The organism is Lutimonas saemankumensis, assembly GCF_020171465.1.
GTDB lineage: Bacteria > Bacteroidota > Bacteroidia > Flavobacteriales > Flavobacteriaceae > Lutimonas > Lutimonas saemankumensis.
Genome location: NZ_JAIUZR010000004.1, coordinates 869,582 through 891,937, shown reverse-complemented (window position 1 = coordinate 891,937; position 22,356 = coordinate 869,582). Strand labels below are relative to the sequence as shown.

The following is a 22,356-nucleotide window of genomic DNA, read 5'->3' as shown; positions in this document are numbered from 1 at the left end:
CTTGTTCCTTTCAAATCTCCTCAATATGAAGCTCAAGTGCGTTACAAAGCTATACTCGGTTCAATTCCTCTTGGCCCTGTGCCTTCTTTTTTTGAGTCCTCATAATGTCATTGCTCAGGATTCTTCACAGGCCTCAGACACCACCGCTGTAAAACAGGAAGCAATTGCCATTGGAGATATTTCAGAGGAATCTGAAAAACTGGGGCAATCTTATCTGAAATTGAAAAGTACTCTCGAGAAAAGTTCTAAAATATCAGATATAGATTCCATTGTTGAGCAGGCTGCGCCTGAAATTCTTGATCTGGTAGACTCGGCATTTTTAAAAAGAGAAGATGTTTCGCTGAGGGATCTGAAGGTCCGAAAAGTAGAATGGTCGAATTACAAATCGATTTTAAATCAATACCAGTCTACGGTTAAAAACAGGTCTGAGGAAATCAGCCGAATCATCAACGATGTTTATAATGACCTAAAAAGATGGGAACTGACAAAAAAAGAGCTGGAGGGCAGAACGGAGTCCAAGGACATAGCCGACAGCTTTAAAACTTCTATTGATGCACTGAATGAGATCATGTCTTTGGCCCAGGAAAGGTTAGACAGTGTTTTTGTTACACAAAAAAAAATTACCGAACTGGTGCTCATCGTGGATGAGGAAATAGCCAATATTGAGTTTGCTGAAAATCAAAGAAGGAAAGACTACTTTGTTTTTGACAGCCCTCCCATTTGGCAAAAAATAGAGCCCGTAATGGTCAGCGACAGTGTTTCTGCGGAATCACTTTCTTCATTCGGTTTAATCAAAAAAGGAATTAGTCAGAACAAGAAGCAGTTCCTGGATTTTTTTCATCTGAACACAAAAATTGTTGTCCTGCAGGTCATCTTCCTGATCTTACTTCTGGCTTTTTTGATCCTGGCGAATTCTAAATGGAAAAAAAATATCCTCACTTTAAGGAACCCTATCGAAATACAGGCAAAAATAATTCTTAAAAACCCGCTACTTACTGTGCTCTCTGTAGGAATTCTTGTTTCTGCCTTCTTCTATGATTCCATGGTGCCGGCATATGCGGAGTTTCATGTTATGGTGATACTCTTCGCCACGGTCCTGTTACTGCCTAAAGTAACCCATAAAAAATTCAGCATATTTCTTTGGCTGCTTTTTGTGGTCTATCTGATCAATACCTTTGAGGCTTTTATCGGGGTAAAGGTTAATTTGATCCGATGGATTTTAATTGCAGATACTATTCTGCTGTTCATGTCTTTATATGTTGGGCGTAAGATAGTCAAAACGTACCCTGAAAAATTTACCCAGATTTTCAGATCCTTCAAAATTATTTCGGCCCTGTATATGTTCTTGTTGATTTTAGCCTTGGTTGCGAATATCATTGGAATGGTTGCCCTTGCCAACTATATTACAAAAGCCGTCATCGTATCGCTTACATTTGGGGTAATTCTTTACCTGGCGGTGAAAGTTTTTACAAGTATTTTTATCCTGATTTTTAAGTTTAGAAAATCGACCAATATTCAGACCATTACTTCCATGGTCAACGCTACCCATCAAAGGATTCGGCCCTTATTCAATTTTATTGGGTTTGTGGCCTGGATGTTCTTTACCCTCTCGAGTTTTGAGGTATTCGATTTCATTGTCGACTGGTATGGAGAGATTATGGCAATTGAATGGATCGTGGGCGAAATGACCATATCTCTAGGCGGTATTCTTGCCTTCATAGGTATATTTATAATTACACTGTTCATTGCCAAAATTGCCGCAACTTTATTTCAGGATGAATGGATGGTGAATGTGCTTCCAAGAGGAGTTGCACCTGCCATTTCACTTGTCCTGAGAATCGTTGTTATTGGACTTGGTCTTTATGCCGGACTCTCCGCTGCGGGAGTTGATCTGAGTAAACTTGGATTTATTTTAGGGGCCCTGGGCGTTGGTATTGGTTTTGGTTTGCAGAATGTGGTGCTGAATTTTGTTTCCGGACTTATTTTAGCCTTTGAAAGGCCCATCAATTTAGGAGACACCATCGAGGTTGATATGGAAATGGGTGTGGTAACGAACATCGGTGTCCGTTCAAGTAATATCAGAGCCTATTCAGGAGCCGAAGTCATTATTCCCAATGGAGATCTGATTTCCAAAAAAGTGGTAAACTGGACGCTTTCTAACCGAAATAGAAGAAGTAAGATCCCTATGAAGACATCTCCGGATGCTGATCCTGAAAAAGTAATACAACTATTCAACAAAATAGCCGGTGACCATCCGCATACCAGTAAGGACCCTGCTCCTAAAACCTATTTCTACGGATACGGCCCTGATGGTAATTTGAATTTTGCCTTATTGTACTGGACCACCTTTTCTGATACATTGAAAACTGACAGCGAAATTGCCTTGATTATTTTCAAAACCCTGAAAGAAGAAGGTATTCAGGCTCCTGCGCCGGTAAGACGCATCATTTCAGAAAGTCCGGGCGGTAAAGAATAAATCGGCTAGAACTTAGGAAGCAATTTTATCGTCCATGACTGAAAACCATAGTGGTGATATCAGGGAAAGCATCATCATCCCCGGATAACCCGTAGGCATCTGAGGGCTTTCAGGCAATGATTCCAGGATCTGGTATTTTTTACTGGCTTTATAGTGGTGATCAGAGTGTCTCGATAAGTTAAAAAGCATCAAACGCCCTATTTGATGATCTGAATTCCAGGAATGCGATGCATTTACCCTTTCATACCTTCCAGATTCTTTTTTAGCCCTCAGTAAACCGTAGTGCTCTATATAATTCACCGTTTCCAAAAGAAGTATCCCGATAACAGAGGCCGCTAAAAAGGCAAATAACACTTTAAGGTCGAAAAAATAATAGATCGAACCGAGTAGCAAGACATTTGCCATAGAATAAACCACCATTCTGTTCGATAACGATAGAACCGATCTTCCTTTTCTTTTCATCCTGTTATTTTCAAGTTTCCAGGCCTTGACATAACTTCCAAAATGCGAAGTAAACCAGAACGAATACACAGATTGGCCTTTTTTGGCAGTTGCCGCATCAGAAGCGGTAGCCACTTCCCTGTGATGCCCTTCATTATGGTAAGGAAGAAAGTGGGTATTCAGCGAAGTAAGCAGCAATATTTCACCCAGAAACTGTTCCAATCTCGATGAACGATGTCCTAGTTCATGACCAATGTTGATTCCAAGGACCCCACACAATAAACCCATTGAAAAAACTTTTCCGGCAAAGGATACAGAGTTTACAGGGGTGAGCTCGATCACATAGAAAAAAGAAACAAGCATCAACAACTGAACTGGTACGGACAAATACAAAATCCAGTCGTAGAACTTATTGTGTTTTTCCTTTAAGGACTTCTCAGGATCAAAATTAGTCCTGTCAGGTTTTAAAAAGAGCTCCAGAAACGGAACAATGCCAAAGACAAGGATAATGGGGAAAAAAGTTTTGATACCCACATTGTTAAAGGAGTAATACACAGATAAGGGAAGTATATAAACAAACAGGTATTTCAGCCTTTTCATCATTTTTTAATTCAGTTTCTTCATCATTCCAAATTCAAATACTCCAATTGAAGTTGATTAAATTCTTTGTTAAAATTAACTATTTCTTCTGAAATGAGTTTTTCATAGGCATCCAGCTCTGTTTTGATCTTTGCCGTCAACTCATTTTTAACATCTATATCCTGGGCTGTTGGAGGAAAATCATCGAGAGTAACAAGGCTGTTCAGATGGCCCAGTTTATTGGTGAGTTTGATAGGATAATTTAAGGGGTCCTGATTGCTTCGATTCTTTGTCTGGTAAAGTTCATTTTCAATCTTTCCAAAGGACTCTTTCAGGTTCTTAGCCTTATCAACGAGGGCCTGCACTGACTTAGTGCCGTCATACTGATCAATAAAGGTCTTTAACTGATCATTGATTTTTTTGATCTGTTTTAAACTCTGGTGTGCCTCATTAATCGTGGCATTGACCTCTGACACAAACTCATACTGCTTTTTCATATCCTCCAGGCTTGCTTCAGCTCTGGGGTCGGCAAGAATCGTAAATGACTTGGTTAATACTTCTCCGTTTACATTTAAACTTACCTGATATTCACCAGGCACAACCTTGGCCCCGCGAAGATCCGCCCACCACAATATCATTCCGTCCAGTTTTTCAGCACCCTCTGTCCTCATGTTCCAAACATGTTTATTGGGTCCTTTTTCTAATTCAAGCTTTTTGGCTTTTTTTTCTGAAACATTGGAAAAAGAAAATAATGTGTCTCCGGACATAGAAAGGTAGTTCAGGTAAACTGTATCTTTCTTTTGATCATAATCAGGGAGATTGAAATAGGTGATCACCCCATTTTCGAGATTCGTTCCTGCCGATTTTGGCTTTTTGGCTTTGTAGCCTTTGGTCCTGTAACTTTTCTTTGGTGCAAACAAAAAATTACCAGACGCGTTTTTTGCCTCTTCGAGTTGATGTAAAACAGTGAGGTCATCCAGCATCCAAAGGCTTCTTCCTTGGGTGGCGATGACCAGGCTGTTGTCCTTCACCACGAGGTCGGTAATAGGAACCACCGGTAAATTCAACTGAAACTTTTGCCAGCTTGATCCTTCATTGAAGGAAATATACATCCCCGTTTCTGTTCCAGCGTAGAGTAACCCTTTGCGGGATGGATCTTCCCGGATAACTCGAGTAAAATGTTCCTTATCGATTCCAGAGTTAATTTGAACCCAGGTCTTTCCATAGTCGGACGTTTTATACAAATAAGGCTTAAAATCACCCAGTTTATATCTTGTTCCGGCGATATAACATGTCCCTTCATCAAAATAGGAAGGTTCAATACTGTTGATCATCATCCATTCCGGCATGTTTGCAGGGGTCACATTTTCCCAGGAAGATCCCCCATTTTTTGAAACATGAACCAGGCCGTCATCCGTCCCTATCCAGAGCAACCCCTCTTTCAACGGGCTCTCATTCGCGGCAAAAATGGTACAATAGTATTCAACACTGGTGTTGTCCTGGGTGATCGGGCCCCCGCTGGATACGAGTTTTTCCGGATCGTTTCTGGTAAGATCACCACTCAACAGCTGCCAGGACTGGCCTTCATCTTCACTCATATGAACATGATTGGAAAATGTATAGAGCCTTTTAGGATTATGCCGGCTAAAAATAATTGGAAAATTCCATTGAAAACGATATTTCATGGCTTCTGCACCTGATCCCATTGGATTATCCGGCCAGACATTAATCGCCCTGACCGTTCCGGTCCTGTGATTCTTTCTTGTTAAATATCCATCATAGCTTCCACCATAAACAATGTCATTGTCAAGAGGGTCCACTGCTATATGAGCGGATTCCCCACCTGCCGTGGATTCCCAGTCTCTTTCAGATATTGTTCCGCCGCTGCTTCGGTGATCTATTCGAACCGTTGAATTATCCTGTTGAGCCGCAAGGATCTTAAACGGGAAACTATGATCTGTTGTAACCCTGTAAAACTGAGACGTCGGCTGATTGTGATACGTTGACCAGGTTTTACCACCGTCATAAGTCACTTGGGCGCCACCATCATCCCCTATGACCATTCTTTTAGAATCTTGAGGATCGATCCACAAATCGTGATGATCTCCATGGGGTGCAACATGGGTCGTAAATGATTTACCTCCGTCCGTAGATTTATGATATCTTACATTCAATACATATACCGTATTTTCATCCTCTGTATCGGCATATACCCTTGTATAGTACCAGGCTCTCTGACGTAATTTTCTTTCTTCATTAACTCGGGTCCATTCCTCTCCTCCGTCATCACTTCTGTATAAACCTCCTTTGTCCTTATTTTCGACCATCGCCCAGATGCGTTGCGAATTTTTAGGAGACACTGTAACCCCAATGATCCCTAAAGTATCCGTTGGAAACCCTTCATTTTTTGAAATCTCCTTCCAGGAATTCCCACTGTCTGTACTTTTCCACAAAGCTGATCCTTCACCTCCACTGCTCAAACTATAAGGAGTTCTTTGAACCCTCCAGGTTGAAGCATAAATAATCCTGGGATTATTCGGGTCCATTTTAAGATCAACGGCACCCGAATGCTCGTTTGAGAAAAGCACCTGTTTCCATGTTTTCCCCCCGTCAACAGATTTGTATACCCCTCTTTCTTTGGTAGGTTTATAAACATTTCCCATGACTGCAGCATAAACTGTGTTGTGGTCCCTGGGGTGGATGGCGATCCTTGAAATATGCCTCGAGGCTTCCAGTCCGGAAGATATCCAGGTTTTCCCGGCATCTTCACTTTTGAATATTCCATAACCGGAAGAAACATTTCCCCTGACGGTCTTCTCTCCTCCACCTACATACATTACATTATTGTCCGATTCGGAAACGGCTATAGACCCTATACTCCCTCCAAAATATCCATCAGAGATGTTTTCCCATGTTCTTCCACCATCTGTAGTCTTCCATATTCCTCCACCTGTCGATCCAAAATAAAACAGGTTCTCCTCACCGGGAACTCCCGTCACCGCCGCGGATCTCCCACCTCGAAATGGGCCAATTAGACGGTATTCGAGACCTTTGTAAAGAGATTCGTCATAAAGAGAAGCCTGAGCGTTACTTTTTTTTTGCTTTTTGCGTTGTGCCTGAATCGGAATGATCATAAAAAGAGAAAGCAGCAGAATAAAACGAGAAGTTGTCGTGAATTTTGAGAGCATAGTCAATTATTGAATTTTTGAAAGCTAATGTAGTTAATAATATGATAATTATTAGCATTCTAATGCAATACCAGATTCCCTTGCAAAACAGCGCATTACTTTGTAACTTAGAGAGGTGAAAAGTTATAAAAACATCAATGATCCACAACGAAGTTTTGTAGCTCCTTTTGTGGATAAACACAGCAGGAAAAATGAATTTTTTGCACAAATTGATGATTATATTGACTGGAACCCCATAAACGTCAAACTTAAGTTGATTTACACAAAGGGGCTTACCGATCGGGGAGCCAAGGCCTATTCACCTTTGCTGCTTTTCAAAATGCATCTCATTTCAAAATGGTATAAACTTTCCGATACCCAGACTGAGACAATGGTTTATGACAGCATATCAGCCATTCGATTTTGCGGATTGACATTGGAAGACAGTGTACCCGGACACAGTACCTTGAGCCGTTTCAAAAAAGAACTAAAAGATCATGGAGCTCTAAAAGGACTGGAAAAAGACGTAGATAATCAATTAAAAGCACATCAAATAAAGGTGAAATCTGGTAAGGGTCGAGTAGATGCGAAACTTCGAAAACTATACTAACATTTTATACCTACTTGAAACACCTACCTGACTTTCAATAGAATTTGACAAATTTGGGGTTCAGTGGATGGTGAGTCAGTAAGCTAATAGTTGAGCCAGAAATGACCTTTTTTATTCTCCGAGTATCGTAATTACTAATCTTCTGGATCCTCCCCTGTTTCTGTGCTCACATAGATAAATACCCTGCCATATACCCATGTTCAATCTGCCGTTGGTAATAGGGACCTGAATTGAGGCTCCCATCAAAGAGGCTTTGATGTGAGCCGGCATATCATCAGGCCCTTCATAGGTATGTATAAAGTAGGGAGCATCTTCAGGAACCATCTCATTCATATGACTTTCAAAATCAGTTCTTACGGTTGGATCCGCATTTTCATTGATCGTCAAACTCGCTGAAGTATGCTTGATAAAAACCTGCATCCAACCTGTATCGATCTGTTTAATTTCAGGAATATTTTGAAGAATCTCCTGAGTAATTAAATGAAATCCTCTGGAATGAGGCCTCAGACTGATTTCTTTTTGAAACGATTTCATTTTATATGTATAATTAGATCAGACTAATTTAACTAAAATGATGATAATCTCTTATGATTACTTTACTCCTTCCGGCTCTCTTTGACCAAGAAATAGAATTTCACTGCAAACCACTTCTGTGATATACTTTTTGATCCCATTTTCATCTTCCCAGGATCGGGTGACAAGTTTTCCCTCAAGAGCCACCTCCTTTCCCTTTTCAAGGTAAGATTCAATCAGATCAGCGGTTTTATTCCACGCTATAATATTGTGCCATTGGGTATCCTCAACTTTTTCTCCCTTTGAATTTACATAGCTGTCATTGGTTGCCAATGAAAATTTTACCAGTTTACTTCCTGAATCAAGGGTTTTAACTTCAGGGTCCATTCCTAGGTGTCCGATTAACTGTACTCTGTTTCTTAATCTATTCATTTTTATCTAATTTTTGTCAAAACGATTTGACGGTTAAACTTTCTGCTCCTCAATTTCTGATTCGCTTTTGCAAATTTGTAACAGCAAAGTCAAAAAGTATACACGATAAACATTTACTTTCGTATGTAATTGAATGTAGTCGTTTGTAAATGATTATTTTATTGTAACTTTAAAGTTTATTTTGGTCTCCAGATCCAACAAATCAGTATTGACCAGAAAAAATCCAATTCCTTTATTATGGAAAAAAAATTGTGCCTTGAATGCGGAGACCCAATCCAGGGACGAAGCGACAAAAAATTCTGTAGTGATTATTGTCGAAACACCTATAATAACAAGGTGAACAAAGACAGTAAAAACCTGATAAGAAATACGAATAACCGTCTGCGCAAAAACTACAGGATTTTGACCGAACTTAATTCCGGGGGAAAAACAAAAGTTATTCGCAACACCCTGAACAGGCATAATTTTGATTTTTCTCTATTCACATCCATCTACCGGACCAAGGCGGGTAAGGTTTACTATTACGTATATGATCAGGGATATCTGGAATTGGATAACGACTATTTTTTATTGATTAAAAAAGAATGAGATTTTGTCAAATCTCAAATGAAACAAACGGAAACCAAATCTTTTTGTAACAAAGCTTTTTTTCATTCGTCGAATGATAAAATTATTGCATGCAGTTGAGATTATTATTTGCCTTTTTGCTTTTAGTCAGCCTTGGAGGTTTGAATCTTCATGCCCAGGATAACAGTTTTGTCACCGGGAAAATCATTAATGGGGAAGACAATCTACCGCTTCCTTTTGCCTCTATCCGATTAAAGAACCACCAGATAGGAACCATCAGTAATGACGATGGGGAATTCGATTTTTATATTCCCAAATCAAAGCGCAATGATACGCTGAGTATCAGTTTTATTGGGTTTAACAGTTATGAGGTGCCGCTGCAAAATATAGATCGTGCCCTTGAAATCATCCTGACTCCCAGTTCAAACGTACTTGATGAGATCATCTTGACCGAGAAGGATCCTCTTGACTATATCAAAAAGGCCCTGGAAAGGCTTTCAGAAAATTATCCTCAGGAACCTTATCAGTCTCTTGCCTATTACAGAGAAAAATTCATCGAAAACGGCGCCGTAATCAACAAAGAAGAAGGGGTTTTTAAAACCTATTACCCTAAGGTTGCAGATTCGTCAAAAAACCAACATCAACTCCTTTTGTATAAACCCGAGGAGAACCCTCAGCAATTTCAATTCATGAGAGAGTGGTTCGAGGCCAAGCAGGAGAAAAGACGTAAAAAGGCCATAAAAAGAGGTGAGGAATTTGATGAAGAGGAATATGACAGTGATATGGATATGGACCTTGGTGGCCCTGAATCTGTTATCGATCTTGACATTAACAATGAACGAGACAACTACCTCAACCCTAAGTATTTTAAAAAATACGAATACAGTTTCGGAGACGAAACTTCCTTAAATGGTGAGCGACTGGTTACCATCAATTTCAAAGCCAAAAGAACAATTGATCATATCAAGGACTCGGGTAAAATTCTTATCAATACGGAAGATTTTGCCATTGTTTCCATCGAGCGAAAAGGGAAGTTCAGTATTCCTTTTATCGTAAAGCCAATTTTATTCGTGATTGGCTTAAAAATTCAGAATCCTACATTTAGCACTGTAATCAGTTATCAGAAATACAAAGAAAAATGGTACCCTCAGTTATTTCGATGGGATGCCAACGTAAAGCTGACTAAAAAGCACACTTTTGATCCCAATGAAAATTCTGATATCAATATTGGACAGGTATTTTTGATCAACCAGGTTGATTCTATTGCGACACCGGTTTCTGAAGAACACCTTTTCAATGAACAAGAAGATATGGCCGGACAGGTATTCAATGATATGGATCTTAAATGGGAGGGACTCAATATCATCAAAGATTGATATTCTCACCTTAATGAAATATGATCAGAAATTCCCTTGAAATATTGCTTATTTACACTCATAATAGCACTTCTTTTTAGTATATTTGTCATCCCAATTTTAATTGGGTACGAATTATTTAAATCTTGAATTACAAAGAGTGGAATTTCTTTATGGGAAGTTTCACTTCTCTATGAAATAACAACCGAAATAAACAAATGAAAACATTAAACGATTTTAATTTCGAAAATAAAAAGGCGCTTATCAGAGTTGATTTCAATGTTCCTTTAAATGAAGAATTACAGGTTACGGATACGACACGAATTGAAGCTGCAAAAGCAACAATTGTAAAAGTGTTAGAGGATGGCGGCAGCGCCGTGCTGATGTCTCATCTGGGCCGCCCAAAAGGTGTTGAGGATAAGTTCTCATTAGGCCATATTGTTGACGCAGTAAGTGAAATCATTGGAGTACAGGTAAAGTTTGTTGACGATTCTGTTGGTAAAAAAGTTGAGCAGGCTGTTGCGGATTTGCAAAATGGAGAAGTTCTTTTACTGGAAAATCTTAGATTTTACGGTGAGGAAAAAGCTGGTGACAGAGATTTTGCAGAAAAACTTTCAAAATGCGGTGATATTTATGTCAATGATGCATTTGGTACTGCACACAGAGCTCATGCTTCTACTGCGATCATCGCTGAATTCTTTCCGGAGCAAAAATGTTTTGGCTTTTTATTGGCCAAAGAGATCGAGAGTCTTGAAAAGGTACTGGGCTCAAGCGAAAAACCTGTAACCGCTATATTAGGCGGATCAAAAGTATCTTCAAAAATAACGGTAATAGAGAATATTCTTGATAAAATAGATCATTTGATTATTGGTGGTGGTATGAGTTTTACCTTTATCAAAGCCTTAGGCGGAGACATCGGTAATTCCATTTGCGAAGATGACAAACAGGATCTTGCTCTGGATATCTTAAAACAGGCCGAAGAAAAAGGGGTCAAAGTCCATTTACCGGTTGACGTGGTTGCCGGTGATGATTTTAGCAATGATGCCAATACCCAGGTTGTAGATATTTATCATATTCCCGAAGGTTGGGAAGGACTTGATGCAGGGCCTAAAACCAATGTTGGGTTTTCATTCGTGATCGCTCAGTCAAAAACGATTTTGTGGAACGGGCCCGTTGGGGTTTTTGAAATGAAGACCTTCTCAAAAGGAACCATTGAGCTGGGTAATGCTGTTGCCGATGCTACTGCTGAGGGAGCATTTTCTCTTGTAGGAGGTGGTGATTCTGTTGCTGCAGTAAAACAATTTGGATTTGCCGATAAGGTGAGTTATGTATCTACGGGTGGTGGAGCCATGCTAGAAATGCTTGAGGGTAAAACTTTACCTGGAATTCAGGCAATCCTGGACTAAGAAATATCATATTTAATTCATAAATTTAAAGGTCTGAAATCTGGAAAAGGTTTCAGGCCTTTTTTTGCACCATTCATATAACCAAAAATCAGTTTCAAACAAATCATGAAATACACCACTATTCCCCAAACAGATATAAAAGTCAGTAAAATATGCCTTGGAACGATGACCTATGGCCAGCAGAATACAGAAGAAGAAGCCCATGAGCAACTCAATTACGCTATTGATCAGGGAGTCAATTTTATAGATACCGCCGAGATGTACTCTATTCCCGGAAGAAAGGAAACCCAGGGTAGTACTGAACGATACATTGGAACCTGGTTAAAAGATCAAAAAAGGGATTCACTGGTGGTTGCCACAAAGGTTACCGGACCCATGCCCTATTTTAATTATATACGTCCAAATTTAGGGTTTTCAAAGGAGGTAATCAGAGAGGCGTTGGATCTTAGTTTAAAAAGGCTTCAGACAGATTATGTAGATATTTATCAGCTGCACTGGCCTGAGAGAAATGTCAATTTTTTTGGCCAGCGAAACTACAACCACAATCCAAATGAACAGTGGAAAGATAATTTTAAATCGGTTATCCAGACGCTTGATGAACTGGTTAAAGAGGGTAAGATCAGACACTACGGAGTTTCAAATGAATCATCCTGGGGGGTGATGAGACAGGTTGCCGAAAGCAAACAAAACGGGCTAACGGTTTGCAAGACCATCCAAAACCCGTATTCCCTGTTGAACAGAACTTTTGAAATCAATTTAGCCGAAGTAAGCCTGAGAGAAAATATTGGGCTTCTGGCCTATTCACCATTAGCTTTTGGGGTTTTGTCAGGTAAATACCTGAATAATAAAATGCCTGAAAATTCAAGATTAAAATTGTTTCCTGCTTATTCCAGATACAGTAATCCTCAGGCTTTAAAACTGACGGCACTTTACGCCGAACTGGCAAAGAAACATAATTTGAGCCTGGCCGAATTAAGCCTGGCCTTCGTGAATCAGCGTCCCTTTGTAACCGGAAATATAATTGGCGCTACCACGATGGATCAACTCAAAGAGAACATTGGCAGCATCAAGGTAAATCTTTCTAAAGAAATTCTTGATGAAATTGATACGATACAGAATTTACAACCCAATCCAGCACCCTAAAGGTTAAAAACATAATTATAAGGGTAAAAAACATAATTATATGAAAAGGTATACTCCTTCATTCCTGTACGCTCCCCTATTCCTACTGCTCATTTGCTCGATTCAGGTCTCGGCGCAAACTGATTATAAACCCTCCAAAGAGAATCTGCAAGCTCGGGAATGGTTTGAAAATGCAAAGTTTGGCATGTTCGTGCATTGGGGCGTTTACAGTGTTCTGGGTGACGGGGAATGGGTGATGAACAATCAAAATATTTCGATCGGCGCCTATAATAAATTACCTTCATTTTTTAATCCTCAGGAATTTGATGCAGATCAGTGGGTAAAACTTGCAAAGGCGGCGGGAATGAAGTATATCACCATTACCAGCAGGCATCATGATGGATTTTCCATGTTTGATACCAGAGCCTCTGATTTTAATATCGTTGATGCCACTCCGTATAAAAAAGATGTTTTAAAGCACCTGGCGGAGGCTTGCAGAAGGGAAGGAATTAAATTGTTTTTTTATTATTCGCTCCTGGACTGGAGGCATGATGATTATTTCCCCAGAGGCAGGACCGGAAACGGAATCCAGGGACGGGCAGATTCAGGAGAATGGAAGAATTACATTGAATTTATGAAACTTCAGCTTACTGAACTGCTCACAAATTATGGGGAAATTGCCGGAATCTGGTTTGATGGCCACTGGGATCAAAAGGAATGGGACGGTAAAAAATTTGGTGCCGTAAAAGTAGACTGGCACTATGATGAAATTTACAGTCTTATCCATAAACTGCAGCCTCAGTGCCTCATAGGAAACAACCATCACCTTGCCCCAATTGCCGGAGAGGATTTTCAAATGTTTGAAAAAGATCTGCCGGGTAAGAATACTACCGGATGGGGAACAAGTTCTGATGATATTGGCTCCTTACCAAAAGAAGTCTGTGAAACCATCAACGGTTCATGGGGATTTAACCTTCAGGATAAAAAACACAAATCAGACAAGGAGCTGATCCAGTACCTGATCAATGCCGCAGGTTATGGAAGCAATTTATTACTCAATGTTGGACCCATGCCCAATGGAAAGATCCAGGAAGAACATGTTAAATCATTAAAAAGCATCGGCAAATGGCTCGAAAAATACGGGCAAACCATCTATGGTACCCGACAAGGACCGGTTCCTCCAAGTTTGAATATGGTATCAACACAAAAAAATGAAAAAATCTACCTTCATCTACTCGATGATCAAACTGAGACCTACCTGATTCCTGATTTCCAGGGAAAAATTAGAAAAATGTCCTTTTATGACAGTGGTAAAAAAGTAAAGCATAAAGTTGACGAGTACGGACTTTCTTTTAAAGTTTCAAAAGAGGAAAAAAACAAGATCGATACGATTATCGTATTGGAGTTACTTTAAAAAGCAGGATTTGAAACTCATAACAGTTGGGCCAATCGCTCTTAAGAATTTTATCTTTTAACTTGTCTTAACTGCGGTAACCTCAATTTCAATTTTCATCTTATCATCCGCTAGGCCCGCTGAAATCATCGTTGCTGCCGGCTTTATAATACCAAAATACTTCTTCAGAACGGGCCAGCACTTTTCAAATTCCTGAGCCTCCGGTAAAATATAAGTTACTCTTACCACATCAACAAGGGCAGAATCTGCCTCGTGCAAGGCCTTATCGATATTTCGAATACATTGTTCAGTTTGTTCAACGATATCATCAGATATCGTCATTGTGTCATAGTCGTATCCCGTGGTTCCGGAAACAAAAATCATATTGCCGGCAACAACCGCTCTTGAATACCCGACCCGATCTTCAAAAGCAGAACCTGAACTTATTAATTTTCTCTTCATCAGAAATGTATTTTTTACAACTTCTAGTACCCCAATTTGGTTCGAACTCTTTTCAGGACCTCATCAGCCACCAAATGCGCCTTTCTTGCCCCTTCAAGAAGCACTTTGTCAACTTCTCCAAGGTTTTCCATATAATAATGATACCTTTCCCTCTCAGGGCCAAACTTATCAATAAGCAGCTCATAAAAGGCCTGCTTGGCATGGCCATAACCGTAATTACCTGCCAGATAGTTTGATCGCATGGCTTCAACCTGCTCTTCATTTGCAACCAGCTTGTAGAGTGCAAATAAATTACAGTTATCAGGATCTTTCGGATCTTCCATGGGTGTGGAATCTGTCTTGATCTTCATGATCTGTTTTCTGAGTTTTTTATCGGGTAAAAAGATGTCAATGATGTTTCCTTTGGATTTACTCATTTTTTCACCATCCGTTCCGGGCACATACATGGTGCTTTCCTGAAGTTTCGCCTGAGGAGGAACCAGGGTCTCCCCCATCTGATGATTAAATCTATTGGCTACATCTCTTGACATTTCCAAATGCTGCAATTGATCCTTTCCAACCGGAACAACATCAGCATCGTATAAAAGAATATCTGCTGCCATGAGCATAGGATAGCTGAACAGGCCTGAATTCACATCTCCCAAACGATCTGCCTTGTCCTTGAAACTATGGGCTAATGTCAATCTTTGATAAGGATAAAAACAACTCAGATACCAGGATAATTCAGTAACCTGAGGTACATCACTTTGTCTGTAAAACACAGTTTTATTTACGTCCACACCAAAAGCGAGCCAGGTAGCTGCTGTACTGTAGGTGTTATGTCTTAACTCTTCCGCATTTTTAATTTGAGTTAAAGAGTGCAGGTCAGCAATAAAAAGGAAAGATTCTTCTTTTGAAACTTTCGACATCTCGATGGCCGGAATAATGGCCCCCAGCAAATTACCTAAATGAGGTGTACCCGTACTCTGTACTCCTGTTAAAATTCTTGACATGTGACTTTCTTAAAATTCAATCGCAAAAATAAGGAAATACCATTGAATTCATAAGGAATACTCTAGAGATTCTTTACGTAGATCCATTCGGTAAGTGAAACAGGGTTTTTTACTTTTTTATAAGCCTCCCTACATACAATATCAAGACCGCGCCAACTACTGCAGTAACCAAAGAACCTAAAATACCGCCATCCGTTGAGAATCCGAGAAAACTGAATAACCATCCGCCAACTACTCCACCTATGATACCCAAAACCATATTCATAAGCAGGCCAAAACCACCGCCTTGCATTATTTTTCCTGCCAGCCATCCGGCAATGGCACCGATGACAATAAAGTAGATAAAGCTCATAATCAAAAGTTTAATTAGTTACATATATAAAAGTAGCGAAAAAATTTGAACTCTTTTCCTGACATTTTTAGTAATTTTGAACACTATGAAAAAGGCAACCACATTTTACGATTCTAAAGAGGAGACGCTTAATATAATAACTCATGCAATTGGTTTTGTTCTGAGTATCATTGCCTTAGTGGTGCTGTTGGTGAGTGCCTCCAAAAAAGGATCGGCAACCCTGATTACCAGTTTTGCCATTTTTGGAAGTAGTCTTATCCTCTTATACGCTGCTTCCACCTTTTATCACTATACCAAAAATCCGGAACTAAGGTTAAAATTGAATATTCTGGATCATGCTGCCATTTATGTATTAATTGCAGGAACCTACACCCCATTTGCGCTGGTGGTCTTAAAAGGATGGGTGGGCTGGACCATTTTCGGAATTTCCTGGGGACTGGCACTGGCCGGCATCATCTTTAAAGTTTTTTACTTTGGCAGGTTCGATAAACTTTCCACTATAGCCTATGTGCTTATGGGGTGGGTTGTCATATTGGCTATAAAGCCTCTAATCGAAAACTTTCCCGCAGGGGGGCTGTACTGGTTGTTTGGAGGGGGTGTTGCCTATACTCTCGGAGCGGTTTTATACAGTATCAAAAAAATCCGATTCAACCATGCTATCTTTCATGTATGTGTTTTAATTGGCAGTTTTTGCCATTTTATGGCTGTTTTTAAATATATCCTTCCTGAATAAATCTTACTTTTCTTCCTTCCGGTGGAGAAATCGTGTTAAACTCATTGAAAGATCTAGAAAAATGATTCTGGCATTTCCATTTCTCTGGATATGATACATGGCATCTTCTATAGCCTGATTGATATCCTCGATATTGGCTCCATGAACAAAGGGAGCAAATTTTTCGATATCGAAATTATTTTGAGATTCATAAAAAACCAGTGAACGGGCATTATAATTTGTCAGTAGCGCCTGACGGAAAAAATGTGAACAGTATTTTAAAAATCTTTTTTGGGTTTCTCTTCCGGTTTTTGCGATCTCTTCACTCCATTTGATCAGGTCCTGAACTACGGTTGCATCACCCTTTGCTTTAAAGGCGGCTCTCACCCATGTTACGAACCATTTTTCAAAAGCCTCTTCATTATCATCATGTTTTAAAAGATGCAGGGCCTTGTTCCAGTTACCGTTGGACTGCTGAGCTATTTTGATCGCCTGATTTTCATCAACCTGATGGCGGCTCATAAGGGTGTCAATGATATTTTGCTCTGTCAGCGGTTGAAAATGAAGTACCTGGCACCTTGACAAAATGGTTTTAATAATCAGCTCCTCATTCTCGGCAATCAGCAAAAACAGGGTTTTCTCCGGCGGCTCTTCGATCAGCTTTAGCAGCTTGTTCGAAGCCGATTGGTTCATCCGTTCAGCCATCCAGATGATCATTACCTTAAATCCTCCTTCATAGGGTTTCAAAATAAGCTTCTTAACAATGTCTTCTGCCTCATCTACTCCAATCTGACCCTGTTTATTTTCGATTCCCAGAAGCTGGTACCAGTTAAACAGGCTTCCGTACGGGGTTTCCTGAATAAATTTTCGCCACTCCTCCATAAAATCATTGCTGGTGGGGTGTTTTTTTACCTTTTCGTTTCTTGTTACCGGAAAGACAAAGTGGAGGTCAGGATGAGCAAGTTTGTCAAACTTCACATTGCAGGCTGCATTACCCGTATTATTCTCGCCACCCTTGTTCTGACAAAGAATATATTGCGCATAGGCAATGGCCAAAGGAAGGACTCCACTCCCGGTGGGAGCAACAAATAATTGAGCATGTGGAATTCTGGAATTCTCTACTGTCCTTATCAAGTGATGTTTGATATGTTCCTGCCCGATGACGTCCGAAAAAAGCATCCTAACTAATCTTAGTGTACAAAGAAAACAAAAAGTTAGGATTTAGATGGCTAATGAACATCTAAATTCCGGTTTATTGATAACTTAAAAAAAACTATTTTTGCCAAAATCTAAAAAGCGATCAAGTAATCGTCAGTAAAAAAATGTGAATCAGAAAAGACTGATCGAAATTTTCGGATATGGTAATAATCACTTTGCAGAGGAAAAAGTGTATTGGATGCAATTATTGTGTCGAACTTGCTCCAAAACAGTTTCAAATGTCCAAAAAGGACGGTAAATCCGTATTGCTTCACGCTACGGATAAGAAAGGTTTCTTTACCATTAAATCGCCCGATATGTCCATACTTGAAAATGTGACAAAGGCTAAAGAGGCATGTCCGGTAAACATAATTAGTGTGAAGGAAAAATAGCATTGCCTCTGATTATATCCCGATCATGTTTTTAGTTTATCATTATTGAGTATATTTACCTAAATTTTTTAGAATCTATATTGAGATTTTGCCTTCAGCAACAATGTTTGGTACGGAGAAATTTATTAAGATTTAAATTGCTGATAAACAGGCAAAAAGCTTTTCTCAATTCAAAATAAAGACATATTATGAGCTGTACTTCGTGCTCATCCTCTATAAATGGATTGCCTCTTGGCTGTAAAAACAATGGTGCCTGTGCTTCGGGAAGCTGTGATAAAATGAATGTTTTTGACTGGCTCTCCAACATGTCCCTGCCCAATGGGCAGAAACCTTTTAATATTGTCGAGGTAAGGTTTAAGAATGGCCGAAAAGGTTTTTATCGTAACACAAAGGGGCTGACAATTTCTATTGGAGATGTGGTTTCTGTAGAAAGTTCACCGGGCCATGATGTTGGGGTCGTATCTCTTACAGGAGAACTTGTTAAGGTTCAAATGAAAAAGAAGAGAGTATCTCCCTCAAAAGAAGACATCAATCAGATTTATCGAAAAGCAACCGAAAAGGACATTGAAATCTGGACAAACGCAAGAAATAAAGAAGTTGAGGTTCAGAGAAAATCGAGACTGATCATTACCCGTTTAGGATTGAAAATGAAGCTATCCGATGTTGAATTTCAGGGCGACGGAAATAAAGCCACTTTTTACTATACCGCTGATGAACGCGTTGATTTCAGGCAGCTGATCCGGGAACTTGCAGGTACCTTCAGCTTAAGGGTTGAAATGAAACAGGTTGGCCTTAGGCAGGAAGCCTCTCGTTTAGGTGGTATCGGATCTTGTGGAAGAGAACTTTGCTGCTCTACCTGGCTTACAGACTTCAGATCGGTAAGTACTTCTGCGGCACGATATCAGCAGCTCTCATTGAATCCTCAAAAGCTTGCGGGTCAGTGCGGAAAATTAAAGTGTTGCCTGAATTATGAACTGGATTCGTATATGGACGCCTTAAAGAATTTTCCTAAAACCAATGTTTGGCTGCAGACTGAAAAAGGCCCGGCTGTGTTTCAAAAAATGGATATATTTCAAGGCTGGTTATGGTATGCCTATAAAGAAAATCCGGTTACCTGGCATAAATTAACCGTGGCCCAGACGAATCAGATCATCGAACTAAACAAAAACAAAACCAAAGCTACAAGTCTTGAAGAATACACGCTGGAATTGGAATTTGAGGCCACGGAAACTTCTAAGTTTACCGATGTTGTGGGACAGGACAGCCTGACCCGGTTTGACAAACCGAAATTCAGAAGAAAGAAAAAAAGGAAGAATCGCAATTTCAGAAACAACAAAAAGAATCTTCAGAAAAAGAAAAATTAAGAATGAGAATTGAATTGAAGAAAAGTGAAAAAGGTCTCACCCAAATTATTTTGGCTTTGTTTTTTGTTGTGTCCTTTGTATCCTGCTCGAACAACCTGGTATACAATCAATATGTTCCGATAGAAAAAGGAGCCTGGCACAAAGATTCCATTATAAATTTCAAGGTCAGCTCAACTGATACAATCTCGAAAAATAATCTTTATGTTACCCTTCGTAATAACAAAGAGTATGAATTTAGCAATCTGTTTCTGATTGTTGGAATTAAATTCCCCAACAACTATCAAATCGTTGATACTTTAGAATATGAAATGACAACACCCGATGGCAGGTTTCTGGGAAGTGGCATGACAGATATCAAAGAGAATAAACTTGAATATAAAACCAATGTTACGTTTTCCATGACAGGGGATTACAATGTTTCAGTACAGCAGGCCATGCGAAGGACAAGAGACATTGATGGCCTGACCCACCTTAATGGAATTACAGATGTTGGATTACAAATTGAAAAATTGAATTGATGGCTGAGAAAAGTCAAAATACAGGTGCCAGTAAGTTTACAAAATGGATATGGAAAATATTCATTGGCGGACTCCTGCTTTTATTTATCGTTTTTTTGCTTGCAGGATTAAATGTTTTTGGAAAGCTGCCAACCTTTGAGGAGCTTGAAAACCCTGAAAATAACCTTGCCACAGAGGTAATTTCCATTGATGGTGAGACTCTTGGAAAATACTATCGGGAAAACCGGACCCCGGTAAAATACAGTGAACTGCCGGATAACTTAATTAAGGCACTGGTTGCCACTGAAGATGAAAGATATTATGATCATTCAGGAATTGATTTTCAGGGAACGGCAAGAGCAGCTGCAAAGTTTGGAAGAGACGGAGGGGCCAGTACCATCACGCAGCAGCTGGCTAAAATGCTTTTTACCAAAAAAGCTTCGGGGAACATTGCGAAAAGACTGATTCAGAAAGTAAAAGAGTGGGTTATTGCCATTAGGCTGGAAAAACAATATACCAAGAATGAGATCATCACCATGTATTTCAACAAATACGATTTTGGCCATAATGCTGTTGGAATAAGATCTGCCAGTCGAATCCATTTCGGAAAAGAGCCTAATGAGCTGGCGATAGAAGAATCTGCAATGCTGGTAGGAATGTTGAAGAATTCATCTTTATACAATCCGATGCGAAGGCCTGAAATGGTAAAGCAAAGAAGGAATGTGGTCTTTGGCCAGATGCTTCGAAATGAATTCATTACTGAAGCCGAAAAAGATTCACTTCAACAGCTTCCTTTGGAACTTGATATCAATCTTGAAGGCCACAGTGACGGAACGGCAACGTACTTCAGGGAATATGTCCGTGATTTTATGAAAAAATGGATCAAGGACCATCCAAAAACCAATGGAGAAAGTTATAATATTTACAGAGACGGTCTGAAAATTTATGTTACTCTTGACTCCCGAATGCAGAAGAATGCGGAAGAAGCCATGAAAGAACACCTTGCCAATTTGCAAAGAGTTTTCTTCAAACAACAGAAAAAGAACAGTACGGCCCCTTTTTATGATCTGGAACCTGAGCAAATTGAAAGTACTATGCTGGCGGCGATGAAAAGAAGTGATCGATGGCGTAAAATGAAACGAAATGGAGCCTCGGAAGAAGAAATCAAGGCCTCATTTTATGAAAAAACTCCAATGAGGATATTTTCGTGGAAGGGAGACATTGATACGGTAATGACCCCCTATGATTCCATTCGATATAATAAGTTCATTCTGCAGGCAGGTTTATTATCGACTGATCCTACAACAGGCCATGTTAAAGCCTGGGTTGGGGGAATAGATTACAAGCATTTCCAGTACGACCATGTTAAACAAGGTAAACGTCAGGTTGGGTCAACGTTTAAACCGTTTGTTTATGCGACGGCGATCAATCAGCTCGGTTTGTCTCCCTGTGATGAATACCCGAATACACCTTATACCATCCCTGCAGGGAAGTACCATCTTGACGAAGACTGGACCCCAAAAAATTCTGGTGAAGAGTATGGAGGTTTGAGGTCCCTTAAAAATGCACTTGCTAATTCTATCAACGTTATTTCAGCAAATCTGATCGATCAGACCACGCCTCAAAACGTGGTGAAAATGGCAAAGAACCTTGGAGTTGAAACAGAAATTCCCGCGGTGCCCTCTGTGGCATTGGGAACGGTTGACCTGAGCCTGTATGAAATGGTAGGTGCCTTAAATACATTTGCCAATAAGGGAATGTATGTAAAACCGATGATGATACTTCGTATCGAGGACAAAAACGGGACGATTTTGGAAGAATTCACACCCGAGACCAAAGAGGTTCTTAGCGAAAGCATTGCCTATACAACCATCAATCTGATGGAAGGCGTTACTAAATACGGGTCCGGAATCCGGCTTAGAACCACAGGAGGGAATTACCCTGATAACGTGGCCACCGGATACCCTTATAAATTTGAGAACCCAATTGCCGGTAAAACCGGAACCACGCAAAATCAATCGGACGGATGGTTTATCGGACTGGTTCCGAATCTATCCACAGGAGTATGGGTTGGAGCTGAAGACAGATCGGTTCATTTTGTGGATATCGCAAGGGGCCAGGGAGCCTCAATGGCGTTGCCAATCTGGGCCTTGTATATGCAGAGAAATTATGCTGAAGAAGATCTGAATATCAGTAAAGAAGAATTTGAAAAACCTGAAGAACTGACCATCAATGTAGATTGTGATAAGGTACAAAGTGAGGATGAAAAAGAGAAAATTGAAGGCGAAAAGCTACCTGACCCTGATGAAGAAATAGATTTCTAAAAT

At 39.9% G+C, this 22,356-nt stretch carries 20 protein-coding genes; 12 read left to right on the top strand and 8 right to left on the bottom strand.

The features are described 5' to 3' along the window. Positions 1 to 25 precede the first annotated feature (25 nt). Complete coding sequence (locus LCM02_RS11790; protein ID WP_224930020.1) at positions 26 to 2,476, top strand: mechanosensitive ion channel domain-containing protein; 2,451 nt, start codon at positions 26 to 28, stop codon at positions 2,474 to 2,476. Positions 2,477 to 2,488: 12 nt separating this feature from the next. Here LCM02_RS11790 and LCM02_RS11785 read toward each other — a convergent pair whose 3' ends face one another. Further along, positions 2,489 to 3,520: an alkane 1-monooxygenase gene (locus LCM02_RS11785; RefSeq protein ID WP_224930017.1), complete on the bottom strand. Its 1,032-nt coding sequence runs from the start codon at positions 3,518 to 3,520 to the stop codon at positions 2,489 to 2,491. Positions 3,521 to 3,540: 20 nt separating this feature from the next. Further along, positions 3,541 to 6,684 (bottom strand): VPS10 domain-containing protein, encoded by a 3,144-nt coding sequence (locus LCM02_RS11780; protein WP_224930015.1) that lies wholly within the window; start codon positions 6,682 to 6,684, stop codon positions 3,541 to 3,543. Positions 6,685 to 6,799: 115 nt separating this feature from the next. On the opposite strand from LCM02_RS11780, the gene LCM02_RS11775 reads away from it, so the two are divergent. After that, positions 6,800 to 7,273 carry a transposase gene (locus LCM02_RS11775; protein ID WP_224930012.1) on the top strand — a complete coding sequence of 158 codons (474 nt, stop codon included), beginning with the start codon at positions 6,800 to 6,802 and terminating at the stop codon, positions 7,271 to 7,273. A 111-nt stretch (positions 7,274 to 7,384) separates the two neighbouring features. Here the strand turns inward: LCM02_RS11775 and LCM02_RS11770 are convergent, their stop codons facing one another. Beyond that, complete coding sequence (locus LCM02_RS11770) at positions 7,385 to 7,807, bottom strand: secondary thiamine-phosphate synthase enzyme YjbQ (protein WP_224930009.1); 423 nt, start codon at positions 7,805 to 7,807, stop codon at positions 7,385 to 7,387. Between the two features lie 57 nt (positions 7,808 to 7,864). Beyond that, on the bottom strand, positions 7,865 to 8,218 hold the full coding sequence (locus LCM02_RS11765; RefSeq protein ID WP_224930004.1) for a single-stranded DNA-binding protein: 354 nt from the start codon (positions 8,216 to 8,218) through the stop codon (positions 7,865 to 7,867). A 237-nt stretch (positions 8,219 to 8,455) separates the two neighbouring features. Here LCM02_RS11765 and LCM02_RS11760 point away from each other — a divergent pair, with 237 nt between their 5' ends. The 5 genes from LCM02_RS11760 to LCM02_RS11740 all read left to right on the top strand — a co-directional run bounded on the left by LCM02_RS11760 (position 8,456) and on the right by LCM02_RS11740 (position 14,082). Further along, positions 8,456 to 8,806 carry a DUF2116 family Zn-ribbon domain-containing protein gene (locus LCM02_RS11760; RefSeq protein ID WP_224930001.1) on the top strand — a complete coding sequence of 117 codons (351 nt, stop codon included), beginning with the start codon at positions 8,456 to 8,458 and terminating at the stop codon, positions 8,804 to 8,806. Between the two features lie 89 nt (positions 8,807 to 8,895). After that, positions 8,896 to 10,161: a carboxypeptidase-like regulatory domain-containing protein gene (locus LCM02_RS11755; protein WP_224929998.1), complete on the top strand. Its 1,266-nt coding sequence runs from the start codon at positions 8,896 to 8,898 to the stop codon at positions 10,159 to 10,161. Positions 10,162 to 10,358: 197 nt separating this feature from the next. Then, a complete protein-coding gene (locus tag LCM02_RS11750; RefSeq protein ID WP_224929995.1) occupies positions 10,359 to 11,546 on the top strand; it encodes a phosphoglycerate kinase in 1,188 nt (395 codons plus the stop codon). A 105-nt stretch (positions 11,547 to 11,651) separates the two neighbouring features. Further along, positions 11,652 to 12,689, top strand: a complete 1,038-nt coding sequence (locus LCM02_RS11745; protein WP_224929992.1) for an aldo/keto reductase — start codon at positions 11,652 to 11,654, stop codon at positions 12,687 to 12,689. A 40-nt stretch (positions 12,690 to 12,729) separates the two neighbouring features. Next, on the top strand, positions 12,730 to 14,082 hold the full coding sequence (locus tag LCM02_RS11740; RefSeq protein ID WP_224929990.1) for an alpha-L-fucosidase: 1,353 nt from the start codon (positions 12,730 to 12,732) through the stop codon (positions 14,080 to 14,082). Positions 14,083 to 14,139: 57 nt separating this feature from the next. Here the strand turns inward: LCM02_RS11740 and LCM02_RS11735 are convergent, their stop codons facing one another. The 3 genes from LCM02_RS11735 to LCM02_RS11725 form a co-directional block, all read right to left on the bottom strand. Beyond that, positions 14,140 to 14,523: a RidA family protein gene (locus LCM02_RS11735; RefSeq protein ID WP_224929988.1), complete on the bottom strand. Its 384-nt coding sequence runs from the start codon at positions 14,521 to 14,523 to the stop codon at positions 14,140 to 14,142. A gap of 23 nt (positions 14,524 to 14,546) precedes the next feature. Beyond that, positions 14,547 to 15,515, bottom strand: coding sequence for a tryptophan--tRNA ligase (trpS, locus tag LCM02_RS11730; protein WP_224929986.1), 969 nt, complete (start codon positions 15,513 to 15,515; stop codon positions 14,547 to 14,549). Positions 15,516 to 15,624: 109 nt separating this feature from the next. Further along, a complete protein-coding gene (locus tag LCM02_RS11725; protein WP_224929984.1) occupies positions 15,625 to 15,867 on the bottom strand; it encodes a GlsB/YeaQ/YmgE family stress response membrane protein in 243 nt (80 codons plus the stop codon). A gap of 85 nt (positions 15,868 to 15,952) precedes the next feature. Between LCM02_RS11725 and trhA the strand changes: the two genes are divergently transcribed. Then, positions 15,953 to 16,600, top strand: a complete 648-nt coding sequence (gene trhA / locus LCM02_RS11720) for a PAQR family membrane homeostasis protein TrhA (protein ID WP_224929982.1) — start codon at positions 15,953 to 15,955, stop codon at positions 16,598 to 16,600. Positions 16,601 to 16,603: 3 nt separating this feature from the next. Here the strand turns inward: trhA and LCM02_RS11715 are convergent, their stop codons facing one another. Then, positions 16,604 to 17,758: a DNA polymerase III subunit gene (locus LCM02_RS11715; RefSeq protein ID WP_224929979.1), complete on the bottom strand. Its 1,155-nt coding sequence runs from the start codon at positions 17,756 to 17,758 to the stop codon at positions 16,604 to 16,606. Positions 17,759 to 17,937: 179 nt separating this feature from the next. On the opposite strand from LCM02_RS11715, the gene LCM02_RS11710 reads away from it, so the two are divergent. The 4 genes from LCM02_RS11710 (at position 17,938) to LCM02_RS11695 (ending at position 22,353) form a co-directional block, all read left to right on the top strand. Continuing rightward, positions 17,938 to 18,168 (top strand): ferredoxin, encoded by a 231-nt coding sequence (locus tag LCM02_RS11710; RefSeq protein WP_224929976.1) that lies wholly within the window; start codon positions 17,938 to 17,940, stop codon positions 18,166 to 18,168. 188 nt (positions 18,169 to 18,356) lie between these two features. Continuing rightward, a complete protein-coding gene (locus LCM02_RS11705; RefSeq protein WP_224929974.1) occupies positions 18,357 to 19,532 on the top strand; it encodes a PSP1 domain-containing protein in 1,176 nt (391 codons plus the stop codon). 2 nt (positions 19,533 to 19,534) lie between these two features. Beyond that, positions 19,535 to 20,050, top strand: coding sequence for a gliding motility lipoprotein GldH (locus tag LCM02_RS11700; RefSeq protein WP_224929971.1), 516 nt, complete (start codon positions 19,535 to 19,537; stop codon positions 20,048 to 20,050). Continuing rightward, positions 20,050 to 22,353, top strand: a complete 2,304-nt coding sequence (locus LCM02_RS11695) for a penicillin-binding protein 1A (protein WP_224929968.1) — start codon at positions 20,050 to 20,052, stop codon at positions 22,351 to 22,353. The genes LCM02_RS11700 and LCM02_RS11695 overlap by 1 nt, the downstream gene beginning before the upstream one ends. Positions 22,354 to 22,356 lie beyond the last annotated feature (3 nt).

Bases quoted from the DNA above. Each gene is read 5' to 3' on its own strand.
- LCM02_RS11790 (WP_224930020.1), top strand. From the start codon at position 26: ATGAAGCTCAAGTGCGTTACAAAGCTATACTCGGTTCAATTCCTCTTG.
- LCM02_RS11785 (WP_224930017.1), bottom strand. From the start codon at position 3,520: ATGATGAAAAGGCTGAAATACCTGTTTGTTTATATACTTCCCTTATCT.
- LCM02_RS11780 (WP_224930015.1), bottom strand. From the start codon at position 6,684: ATGCTCTCAAAATTCACGACAACTTCTCGTTTTATTCTGCTGCTTTCT.
- LCM02_RS11770 (WP_224930009.1), bottom strand. From the start codon at position 7,807: ATGAAATCGTTTCAAAAAGAAATCAGTCTGAGGCCTCATTCCAGAGGA.
- LCM02_RS11765 (WP_224930004.1), bottom strand. From the start codon at position 8,218: ATGAATAGATTAAGAAACAGAGTACAGTTAATCGGACACCTAGGAATG.
- LCM02_RS11760 (WP_224930001.1), top strand. From the start codon at position 8,456: ATGGAAAAAAAATTGTGCCTTGAATGCGGAGACCCAATCCAGGGACGA.
- LCM02_RS11755 (WP_224929998.1), top strand. From the start codon at position 8,896: ATGCAGTTGAGATTATTATTTGCCTTTTTGCTTTTAGTCAGCCTTGGA.
- LCM02_RS11750 (WP_224929995.1), top strand. From the start codon at position 10,359: ATGAAAACATTAAACGATTTTAATTTCGAAAATAAAAAGGCGCTTATC.
- LCM02_RS11745 (WP_224929992.1), top strand. From the start codon at position 11,652: ATGAAATACACCACTATTCCCCAAACAGATATAAAAGTCAGTAAAATA.
- LCM02_RS11740 (WP_224929990.1), top strand. From the start codon at position 12,730: ATGAAAAGGTATACTCCTTCATTCCTGTACGCTCCCCTATTCCTACTG.
- LCM02_RS11735 (WP_224929988.1), bottom strand. From the start codon at position 14,523: ATGAAGAGAAAATTAATAAGTTCAGGTTCTGCTTTTGAAGATCGGGTC.
- trpS (WP_224929986.1), bottom strand. From the start codon at position 15,515: ATGTCAAGAATTTTAACAGGAGTACAGAGTACGGGTACACCTCATTTA.
- LCM02_RS11725 (WP_224929984.1), bottom strand. From the start codon at position 15,867: ATGAGCTTTATCTACTTTATTGTCATCGGTGCCATTGCCGGATGGCTG.
- trhA (WP_224929982.1), top strand. From the start codon at position 15,953: ATGAAAAAGGCAACCACATTTTACGATTCTAAAGAGGAGACGCTTAAT.
- LCM02_RS11715 (WP_224929979.1), bottom strand. From the start codon at position 17,758: ATGCTTTTTTCGGACGTCATCGGGCAGGAACATATCAAACATCACTTG.
- LCM02_RS11710 (WP_224929976.1), top strand. From the start codon at position 17,938: ATGGTAATAATCACTTTGCAGAGGAAAAAGTGTATTGGATGCAATTAT.
- LCM02_RS11705 (WP_224929974.1), top strand. From the start codon at position 18,357: ATGAGCTGTACTTCGTGCTCATCCTCTATAAATGGATTGCCTCTTGGC.
- LCM02_RS11700 (WP_224929971.1), top strand. From the start codon at position 19,535: ATGAGAATTGAATTGAAGAAAAGTGAAAAAGGTCTCACCCAAATTATT.
- LCM02_RS11695 (WP_224929968.1), top strand. From the start codon at position 20,050: ATGGCTGAGAAAAGTCAAAATACAGGTGCCAGTAAGTTTACAAAATGG.